The sequence below is a fragment of the Streptomyces sp. NPDC091416 genome, from assembly GCF_044756845.1.
In the GTDB taxonomy this organism is placed as follows: domain Bacteria; phylum Actinomycetota; class Actinomycetes; order Streptomycetales; family Streptomycetaceae; genus Streptomyces.
Window position 1 is genome coordinate 198,277 of the sequence record NZ_JBIVTU010000010.1, and the last position, 8,594, is coordinate 206,870.

General features: G+C 70.3%; 8 protein-coding genes. 2 read left to right on the plus strand and 6 right to left on the minus strand.

Features of this window, described 5'->3' with window-relative positions; genetic code table 11:
* Nucleotides 1-393: 393 nt before the first annotated feature.
* Nucleotides 394-3,210: a PQQ-dependent sugar dehydrogenase gene (locus tag ACIQMX_RS28145; RefSeq protein ID WP_402482149.1), complete on the plus strand. Its 2,817-nt coding sequence runs from the start codon at nucleotides 394-396 to the stop codon at nucleotides 3,208-3,210.
* A 632-nt stretch (nucleotides 3,211-3,842) separates the two neighbouring features.
* Here ACIQMX_RS28145 and ACIQMX_RS28150 read toward each other — a convergent pair.
* Nucleotides 3,843-4,514, minus strand: coding sequence for an SDR family NAD(P)-dependent oxidoreductase (locus ACIQMX_RS28150; RefSeq protein WP_402482152.1), 672 nt, complete (start codon nucleotides 4,512-4,514; stop codon nucleotides 3,843-3,845).
* Nucleotides 4,515-4,608: 94 nt separating this feature from the next.
* Nucleotides 4,609-5,139, minus strand: a complete 531-nt coding sequence (locus ACIQMX_RS28155) for a MarR family winged helix-turn-helix transcriptional regulator (protein WP_363073736.1) — start codon at nucleotides 5,137-5,139, stop codon at nucleotides 4,609-4,611.
* 182 nt (nucleotides 5,140-5,321) lie between these two features.
* Here ACIQMX_RS28155 and ACIQMX_RS28160 point away from each other — a divergent pair, with 182 nt between their 5' ends.
* Nucleotides 5,322-5,807: an NUDIX hydrolase gene (locus ACIQMX_RS28160; RefSeq protein WP_402482155.1), complete on the plus strand. Its 486-nt coding sequence runs from the start codon at nucleotides 5,322-5,324 to the stop codon at nucleotides 5,805-5,807.
* A 327-nt stretch (nucleotides 5,808-6,134) separates the two neighbouring features.
* On the opposite strand, the gene ACIQMX_RS28165 is transcribed toward ACIQMX_RS28160, so the two are convergent.
* Genes ACIQMX_RS28165 through ACIQMX_RS28180 form a run of 4 tightly spaced genes read right to left on the minus strand, consistent with a single transcriptional unit; the run spans nucleotide 6,135 to nucleotide 8,594 of the window.
* The gene (locus ACIQMX_RS28165) at nucleotides 6,135-6,335 is read right to left on the minus strand and encodes a hypothetical protein (protein ID WP_363073740.1); all 201 of its coding nucleotides are present in this window, start codon (nucleotides 6,333-6,335) and stop codon (nucleotides 6,135-6,137) included.
* Entirely contained in the window at nucleotides 6,335-7,093 is a 759-nt protein-coding gene (locus ACIQMX_RS28170; protein WP_402482158.1) for an SRPBCC domain-containing protein, read from the minus strand. Before ACIQMX_RS28170 ends, ACIQMX_RS28165 begins: the two co-directional genes overlap by 1 nt.
* 27 nt (nucleotides 7,094-7,120) lie before the next feature.
* Nucleotides 7,121-8,368: a cytochrome P450 gene (locus ACIQMX_RS28175; protein WP_402482160.1), complete on the minus strand. Its 1,248-nt coding sequence runs from the start codon at nucleotides 8,366-8,368 to the stop codon at nucleotides 7,121-7,123.
* A 10-nt stretch (nucleotides 8,369-8,378) separates the two neighbouring features.
* The gene (locus ACIQMX_RS28180) at nucleotides 8,379-8,594 is read right to left on the minus strand and encodes an MbtH family protein (protein WP_402482163.1); all 216 of its coding nucleotides are present in this window, start codon (nucleotides 8,592-8,594) and stop codon (nucleotides 8,379-8,381) included.

An 8,594-nucleotide genomic window follows, 5' to 3' on the forward strand; every position in this document is an offset into this window, starting at 1 on the left:
CTCGTGGTGGTTCTGCCGGTGTTCATGTGTTTCTGGTGGCCGGTCGAGAAGAGATCGCGAGCGCGCGGAAAGGGGCGCCTGAACTTCGCGCTTACCTGCGGAAGGTGCTCGACGGCGCTGTCCCCCGGCTGTTCCGTGCCACCGAACTTCGGCCCTGAGTGCGGGAGTTGGGATGCGGGTCGAGGTGCCCGCACTTTGTCCCCCCGCAGATAAAAGTTCGAGCCTGACGCGTCAAAGGGGTTTCTGGTTGATGAAAAAGCCATTACCTTCCTGGTCTGTACCGGATAACAAGGACGCGTTCGCCCGGCTCCCTCCCAGGGCATCCGTGTCCCCGGCGCGACGGCGCGCGCCTGTGCGAAACCCCCCAGCCCCGTTGACTTACGGAGGACGCGCGTGCACAGGAGACTCACCCGGCCCCTCGCGGCGCTCGCCAGCACCCTGCTGGCTGCCGCGGGCGCCCTCACCGTCCAGCAGAACCAGGCCGAAGCGGCCCCCGCAGCACCTGAGTTCCAGCAGGTCACCCTTGCCAAAGGGGTGGCCGAGACCGGCGAGCCGATGACGCTCGCCGTCCTGCCGAACCGGTCGGTCCTGCACACCTCGAGGGACGGCACCCTGCGCCTCACCGACGCGGCCGGCACCACCAAGGTCGCCGGCAAGCTGGACGTCTACTCGCACGACGAGGAAGGCCTCCAGGGCGTCGGCGTCGACCCCGCCTTCACCACCAACCGCTTCGTCTACCTCTACTACGCCCCGAAGCTCACCACGCCCTCGGGGGACGCCCCCGCGGACGGATCGGCCGCCGACTTCGCCCCCTTCAACGGCGTCAACCGGCTCTCCCGATTCGTCCTGAAGACCGACGGCACCCTGGACGCCGCCAGCGAGAAGAAGGTCCTGGACGTCCCGGCGAGCCGGGGGCTGTGCTGCCATGTCGGCGGCGACATCGACTTCGACGCCCAGGGCAACCTCTACCTCTCCACCGGCGACGACAGCAATCCCTTCGCCTCCGACGGCTACACCCCGATCGACGAGCGGCCCACCCGAAACCCCGCCTACGACGCCCAGCGCTCGGCCGGCAACACCAACGACCTGCGCGGCAAGGTGCTCCGGATCAAGGTCAACGCCGACGGAAGCTACTCCGTACCGGCGGGCAACCTCTTCGCCCCCGGCACCGCCAAGACCCGGCCCGAGATCTACGCCATGGGCTTCCGCAACCCCTTCCGGATGACCGTCGACAAGCCCACGGGCACCGTCTACCTGGGTGACTACGGCCCTGACGCGGGCACATCGAGCGCCACCCGCGGGCCCGCCGGGCAGGTCGAGTTCAACCGGATCACCAAGGCCGGCAATTTCGGCTGGCCCTACTGCACCGGCAAGAACAACGCGTACGTCGACTACAACTTCGCCACCTCGACGTCCGGCTCCGCGTTCTCCTGCTCGGCGCCCAAGAACACCTCGCCGAACAACACCGGCCTGACCGACCTCCCCCCGGTCCAGCCCGCCTGGATCCCGTACGACGGCGGCTCGGTCCCGGAGTTCGGCAGCGGCTCCGAGTCACCCATGGCCGGTCCGGTCTACCGCTACGACGCGGCTTCGACCTCCGAGGTCAAGTTCCCCGAGAGCTTCGACGGGGACTTCTTCGCGGGCGAGTTCGGCCGCAAGTGGATCAAGCGCATCGAGCAGGCCGGCGACGGCACCGTACAGTCCATCAACGCCTTCCCCTGGCAGGGCACCCAGGTCATGGACATGGCCTTCGGCCCCGACGGTGCGCTGTACGTGCTCGACTACGGCACCGGGTACTTCAACGGGGACGAGAACAGCGCGGTCTACCGCATCGAGAACGTCAGCGGCGGGCGGTCCCCGCTCGCCCAGGCCTCGGCCGACCGGACCTCCGGCAAGTCCCCGCTCGCCGTGAAGTTCTCCTCGGCGGGCACCACCGACCCCGACGGCGACCCTCTGTCCTACGCCTGGAAGTTCGGTGACGGCGGCACCTCCGCCTCGGCCGACCCCGCGCACACCTACACCGCCAACGGGCAGTACACCGCGGAGCTGACCGTCTCCGACGGCACCGGCCGGACCGCGACCGCCTCCGTCACCGTCACCGTGGGCAACACCGCGCCCACGGTGAAGCTGGAACTGCCCGTCGACGGCAAGATCGTCGACCCCGGCGCCGCGGTGCCGTTCAAGGTGACCGTCACCGACCCGGAGGACGGCGCCATCGACTGCTCGAAGGTCAAGGTGACCTTCATCATCGGCCACGACAGCCACGGCCACCCGCAGACCTCGGCCACCGGCTGTTCCGGCACCGTGCAGACCATCGCCGACGGCGAGCACGACCCCAACGCCAACATCTTCGGCGTCTGGGACGCCGAGTACACCGACAAGGGTGCGAACGGGCAGCCCGCCCTGACCACGCACGACGAACACATCAGCCAGCCCAGCCATCGCCAGGCCGAGCACTACGGAGGCTCCGCCGGTGTGTCGGTCGTCAGCCATGACGCGGCCCGGGGCGGCAAGACCGTGGGGAACATCGAGAACGGCGACTGGATCTCCTTCAAGCCCTACGCGCTGGAAGACGCCACCAAACTGACAGCCCGCGTCTCCTCCGCCGGCGCAGGCGGCACGCTGGAGGTGCGCGCCGGGTCGCCCACCGGCACTCTGCTCGGCTCCGTGGCCGTTCCCGTCACGGGAAGCTGGGAGACGTTCCAGGACGTCTCCACGAACCTGAACAACCGCCCCGCCGGCACCACCACCCTCCACCTCGTCTTCAAGGGCGGCAGCGGCTCCCTCTTCGACGTGGACGAGTTCACCGTCACGACCTCGGGTCCTCGGGAGGGTGCCATCACGGGTATCGGTGGCAAGTGTGTGGATGTGGCCGGGGGTGCGGTGGCGGACGGGACGCAGATCCAGCTGTATGCGTGCAATCAGACGGCGGCGCAGAGGTGGGTGGTCGGTACGGACGGCACGCTGCGGTCGCTCGGCAAGTGCATGGACGTCAGTGGTGGCGGTACGGCGAACGGGACCAAGGTCCAGCTCTACGGGTGCAATGGTTCCGGGGCGCAGAAGTGGACCCCGGGGGCTGATGGGACCTTGCGCAATCCGCAGTCGGGCAAGTGCCTCGACGCCGAGGGTGTGTCCTCCGCCGACCGGACCAGGCTGCACCTGTGGACGTGTGGCACCGGCGCCAACCAGAAATGGGTCCTCCCCGGCTGAGTGACCCGCTCGACACCGTCATCGGCGCGGAGGGCGACGGTGGCGGGACCGGCCCCGCACATGGGCCGGTGACGGCGGCAGAGCGCGACGCCGAAGCGCCCTGCCGCCGTCCCTCACGCCCTCGTCCGGATCAGGCGAAAGACGCCAGGGGCCGGCCGGCCAGGAATCGCGGGACAGCCCTTGGCTGAAGCCGTTCAGGCCCCAGTCGCCGTTGGTCTGCTCGCCGCGCGCCAGGGAGCCACTGCTCAGGCCCCGGTAGGTGAGGAGCCGGCCGGGGTTGCCCCGGTAGCCGCCGATGGTGTGGCGAGTGTCGCCAGGCCCCGCACGAGATGCTTCCGCGTGTGTGGTGTTCCCCTGCCCATGGATGTGCGCCGATGCCCTCGGCCCTCAGCACACCGGGGTCCTCCGGGTTGCTGAGGCGGCTGCGCGGCTGCTCGCCGGTGCAGGCACACCCGGCCGCGAAGGGATCATGGCTGACCAGGAGGGCGGGGAAGGGTGCGGAGGCATCGGCTCCCGCCGTGAACAGGACCGGGGCAGGCGGCTTCCCTTCTCCTGCTCCTCCGGTGCGGGCGGCCACCGTCCGGGGGCGGTCGGTGAGGTCGGCGGCCGCCGCGGGGGTGTGGACCGGCGACTCAGGCGCCGATGAGGTGCTCGGGCCGCGTCCGTTCGGTGTGCAGGTCCCAGTAGTCGAGGGCGATCTCGTCGGGTGCACGGAAGGGGACACCCTCCGGGGCCTGGGCCCGGGTGCCGATCATGAGGTTGATGGCCACGTTGGCGACGTAGATGCCCTGCTCGGCAAGGGTGTTGTGCAGGTTGAGCGCCCAGTTGCGCTGTCCGGCCTGTGCGATGTTGGCGTCGGCGAGCATCGGGTACGGGGCGATCGCGCCGCCGCCGGTGGTGAACAGCAGCGTGCCGGATCCGGCCGCGAGCATCCCGGGCAGTACGGTCCGGACCGCGGCGACGGCACCGTAGAGCAGGCTGTCGATCTGCGGGCGCAGGTTGTCGAGGGTCACGTCCTGGGGCGCGGTCATGGTCAGGCCCGCGTGCGGTGAGAACTCCAGGACGTCGATCCGCCCGAACCGGGCGACGGCCGCCTGAAGCGCACCGGTGAGCCGGTCGGGGTCCGCGACATCGGCGGGGAAGCCCTGCGCCGTGACGCCGGAACCGGCGAGTTCGGCGACCAGGGTGTCGAGCTTGTCCTTGCTGCGGGAGATCAGGGCGACGTCGAAGCCGTGGCTCCCGAAGACCTTGGCTATGGACAGACCGAGCCCGGGGCCGGCTCCGACGATGGCGATGGTGGGCATGCGAAAGCTCCTTGTGGGGTTGCGGTCCGGGCCGGAGGCCGGGTGAAGGCGGAAGCGGAGATGGGTGAGGGAGTGGGAAGGGCAGGCGTCGGGGTCAGTCCCGGACGGACGGCGGGGTCACCCCGGGCCAGTCCGTGGGACACGGCGCGTCGAGAGCGCCGAGGATGCGCTGCGACGCCGCGCCGAGCTGACGCTGCTGCGCCTTGGTCAGCGGGTCGAGAACCAGACGGCGCACCGCGTCGAGGTGGCTGGGGGCGGCGGCGGTGACCTTGTCCATGCCCTCGTCGGTGAGGGTGGCCAGGGTGACGCGGCCGTCGGACGGGTCGGGGTGCCGGTGCACCCAGCCGCGCTTCTCCAGGCGGATGACCACATTCGACAGCCGGGACAGCGTGCTGCCCGCGTACTGCGCGACCTCGCTCATCCGCAGGGTGCGTCCGGGGGCCATCGACAGCGCCGACATCACCACGTACTCGAAGTGGGCGAGTCCCGCGTCCCGCTGCATCCGCGCCTCCAGTGCGGCCGGCAGTTGCGTCAGCACGTAGGCGAACGCGTTCCACTGCTGCTGCTCATCGGCGTCGAGCCACTGCGGCCCGGCTGTCTCCTGTGCCTCCGGCGCGTCTTCCATGCCCATCAATATACTCCAAGCATGGAGTGAATGGCCACTGCGAAAACTCTTACCTTGAAGTGAATGGCCGTCCGGAGGGACGTTGGCTGAGACGTCCGGGGGCCACGGCCTCCTGGTGGCTTCACCCAGGCTCTGTCCTGGTCGGCCAGGTGCCGAGGTCCTAGCCTGACGAGGTGACGAAAATGGAGGAAAGCCCGGTGCCGCGCCCGGGCGCTCGCGTGGTGCTGCTGGACGACACCGGCCGGCTCCTGCTGTTCTCCGCCATGGACAAGGAGGACGGTTCCGTCCGGTGGTTCACCCCCGGAGGCGGGCTCGAGCCGGGCGAAAGCCACGAGCAGGCGGCCCTGCGGGAGTTGCGGGAGGAAACCGGGCTGACGAACCTCTCGCTGGGTCCGGAGATCTGGCGAGGGCGCCCGTGGACAGCGGTCCGGGAAGGCGTCGTCCATGAGGTCCGCCAGCGCTACTACATGGCCCGGGTGCCCGCGTTCCAGGTCGATACCTCGTCCTTCGAAGAGGTCGAGAAGGCCGCGATCACCGGGTACCGCTGGTGGACCCTGGCGGAACTGGCCGCGACCCCGGATCTGCTGCGGCCGGCTGAACTGCCGAAGCTCTTGGCGTCCTTGCTGACCGACGGCCCGCCGGACCGGCCGATCCCCGTGGACGGCTGAGTCCACGTCCTCAGGCGCACCGCCGGCCCGAGGCCGGTCGAAAGCCAGGACCCGGCCCTTCGAACCGTCCCTGTCAGGGGCACGGACGAGGAGGACCCGGGACAACCGGACAGGTGTCGCCGAACACCTTCCGAGTGAGGCGGGGGCTGCGGTCGGGCCCGGGATTCGGGCAACGGGGGCGGTGGGCGAGCCGCGCAGCACATCGCCGACCGGGCTTGCCGCGGCCCGCACGGATACCGCGCCGCATTCCCCGCGTGTGCGTGCCTCCTGAGCCGTCGGTGGGCCGGCCCCGGCGCTCCCGCGCCGGGGCCGGCTTCCCGGAGCGGGCTACCGGCGGTGTCGCGCGGGTACCGGGTGGAGTTTGGCGATGAGCGCCGAGAGGAAGACCGGAAGCTTGTCGACCATGGCTTTGGGGACCGGGGTGGACTGGACGGTATCTCTTCTCACGTCCTGGACGACGAGGGTGTGGGTGCCGTTCTCCTCGATGAGCTCGGCGGCGAAAAGCAACGTCTGCGTGGAGGTTTCCATCAGAACTCCTGGGCTTGTGTGTCGTCGAGCCAGGCGGTCCACGCCTTGGTGGCCTGCTCCTCGTCGCTGTCCTCGGCGAACAGGTGGTGGCCGAGCCGGATCGGTACGTTCCAGCTGCTGCCGTTGAAGAACCGGTACAGGGCGTCCGGGCCGCGCAGGCCGAGGAAGTCGGTGCTGATCCAGTCGACGACCACCTCCACGGGTGCACGCTCCGGGCCGGGGGCCAGAAGCGTGAAGCGGTCGCCGACGGCGGCGTCGTCGGCCAGGCCGAGGCGTCGGCGCAGGGCCGCGAAGTCGGCCGGGTCGGCGGTGGGTTCGGGGCGCTCGGACCTGACGTAGACGGCGGGCCGGCCGGCGAAGTGCCGGAGGTACTCGGCGAGCGCGTGCTGATGGAAGTCGACGTACTTCTCGGCCACGTCCGTCTTGGCGTCCCAGTTCCAGGCATCGTCGACGACACCCGTGTGCACCCAGTGGATTCCCATCCGCAGGTGGCTGGTGCCGCCGTCGGCCGGCTCGACGCGGTAGCTGAGCGTGTTGGAGAAGCCGCCTTCCTGGGTCGCCCGGACAGCGAAGCGGTGCGGCGGCTCCCACGCCACGACGGTGGCGTCTCCCCGGGTGACCCTTCCGCCGACGCGCGGCTCGATCTCCATCGGGTAGAGCCAGCCGAGGTTGCCGGGGCCGGTGGCGACGGCGTTCCAGACCTGGTCGGGCGGGACGGGCAGGTACTGCTCCCGGCAGACCTCGAACTCTCGGGCCATGATCGGTACTCCTTCGTCGTTCAGGGGTCAGTAGGCGAGCGGGAGAGCGGTCAGCCGCCGCTGGAGCGGGTTGTCCCGCCAGTCCAGGGCCGATGCGTCGGCCAGCCTCAGCCCGGGGAGCCGGCGCACCAGCGTGCCGACGGCCACCTCCGCCTGGAGCTTGGCCAGTGGGCCGCCGAGGCAGAAGTGCGGGCCGTGGCCGAAGCTCAGATGCCGATTGCCCTGGCGGGACAGATCGAGGCGGTCGGGGTCCTCGAAGCGTTCGGGATCGCGGTTGGTCGCGCCGAGGAACAGGTACACCAGGTCGCCCTCCCGCAGAGTCCGTCCGCCGATCTCCAGGTCCTGCGCGACGACCCGGACGATCGCCTGGGTCACCGTGTCGTAGCGGGCCAGTTCCTCGACGGCGCCGCGGATCAGGTCCGGGTCCGCGCGCAGCCGGGCCAGCTGGTCCGGGTGGCGCAGCAGCGCCAGCACGCCGTTGCCGATCAGGTGGGTGGTGGTCTCGTCGCCGGCGGTGATCAGGACGAAGCAGGTCGACAGGAGTTCGGAGTCGGTGAGCCGGTCGTCCTGTGCCTGCGTGGCGACCAGGGCGCTGATGAGGTCGTCGCCCGGTTCAACCCGGCGCTGCCGGATGAGCCCGGACAGGTACTCCTCGTACTGGTCGATCGCCGCCTCGGACTTGTCGATGTCCTCGCTGAGCCGGCCGAAGCGGCGGAACCAGCTCTTGACCCGCGGGCGGTCCTCCTCCGGAATGCCGAAGAGCTCGCAGACCACGGACATCGGCAGCGGAGAGGCGACGGACTCGATCAGGTCCATCGCCGGTCCTGCCGCGACCGCTTCGTCGATGAGCCGGTCGACGATCCGCTGGACGCCGTCGCGCAGGGCCTCCACCCGCCGGGCGGTGAACGCCCTGTTGGCCAGTTTGCGCAGCCGGGCATGGTCCGGCGGGTCGGTGTTGGTCATCACCCGGCCGAGTCGCTCGGTGAGCCGGCTGAGGGCTTTGAGGTCGCCGCCGAGCGCGCTGTAGGCACGGGTCATCCGGTCCCGGTCGTTGGACAGCCGCAGGTCGGCCAGGGCTGCCTCGACGTCGGCGTACCGGGTGAGATACCAGATGCCCTGAGGGCTCCGATGGACCGGGTCCTCGCTCCGCATGCGGGCATAGAGCGGGTACGGATCCCGCCGGGCCCCGGAGGTGAACAGGGCCGAGGCGAGGTCGTCGGGCCGGGCGGGGCCCGCGGTTTCGCGGGCCCCGCCCAGTGTGTCGGTGGAGATCACGTCGGCCGTGCTACCGATGGGCGTTCATGGCGTCGGCGAGGCTCTTGGGACGCATGTCGGTCCAGGACCGCTCGACGTGCTCCAGGCAGGCGGCGTGGGTGTCGGGGCCGTGGGCCACGGCCCAGCCGGCCGGGACGTCCGCGAACTGCGGCCAGAGCGAGTGCTGGTTCTCGTCGTTGACGAGGACGAGGAAGGTGCCGTCCTGGTCGTCGAAGGGGTTGGTCAT

Excerpts from the sequence above, each read along its gene's own strand:
- ACIQMX_RS28150 (WP_402482152.1), bottom strand. The coding sequence starts at position 4,514 with ATGCCCACCATCGCCATCGTCGGAGCCGGCCCCGGGCTCGGTCTGTCC.
- ACIQMX_RS28155 (WP_363073736.1), bottom strand. The coding sequence starts at position 5,139 with ATGGAAGACGCGCCGGAGGCACAGGAGACAGCCGGGCCGCAGTGGCTC.
- ACIQMX_RS28160 (WP_402482155.1), top strand. The coding sequence starts at position 5,322 with ATGGAGGAAAGCCCGGTGCCGCGCCCGGGCGCTCGCGTGGTGCTGCTG.
- ACIQMX_RS28165 (WP_363073740.1), bottom strand. The coding sequence starts at position 6,335 with ATGGAAACCTCCACGCAGACGTTGCTTTTCGCCGCCGAGCTCATCGAG.
- ACIQMX_RS28170 (WP_402482158.1), bottom strand. The coding sequence starts at position 7,093 with ATGGCCCGAGAGTTCGAGGTCTGCCGGGAGCAGTACCTGCCCGTCCCG.
- ACIQMX_RS28180 (WP_402482163.1), bottom strand. The coding sequence starts at position 8,594 with ATGACCAACCCCTTCGACGACCAGGACGGCACCTTCCTCGTCCTCGTC.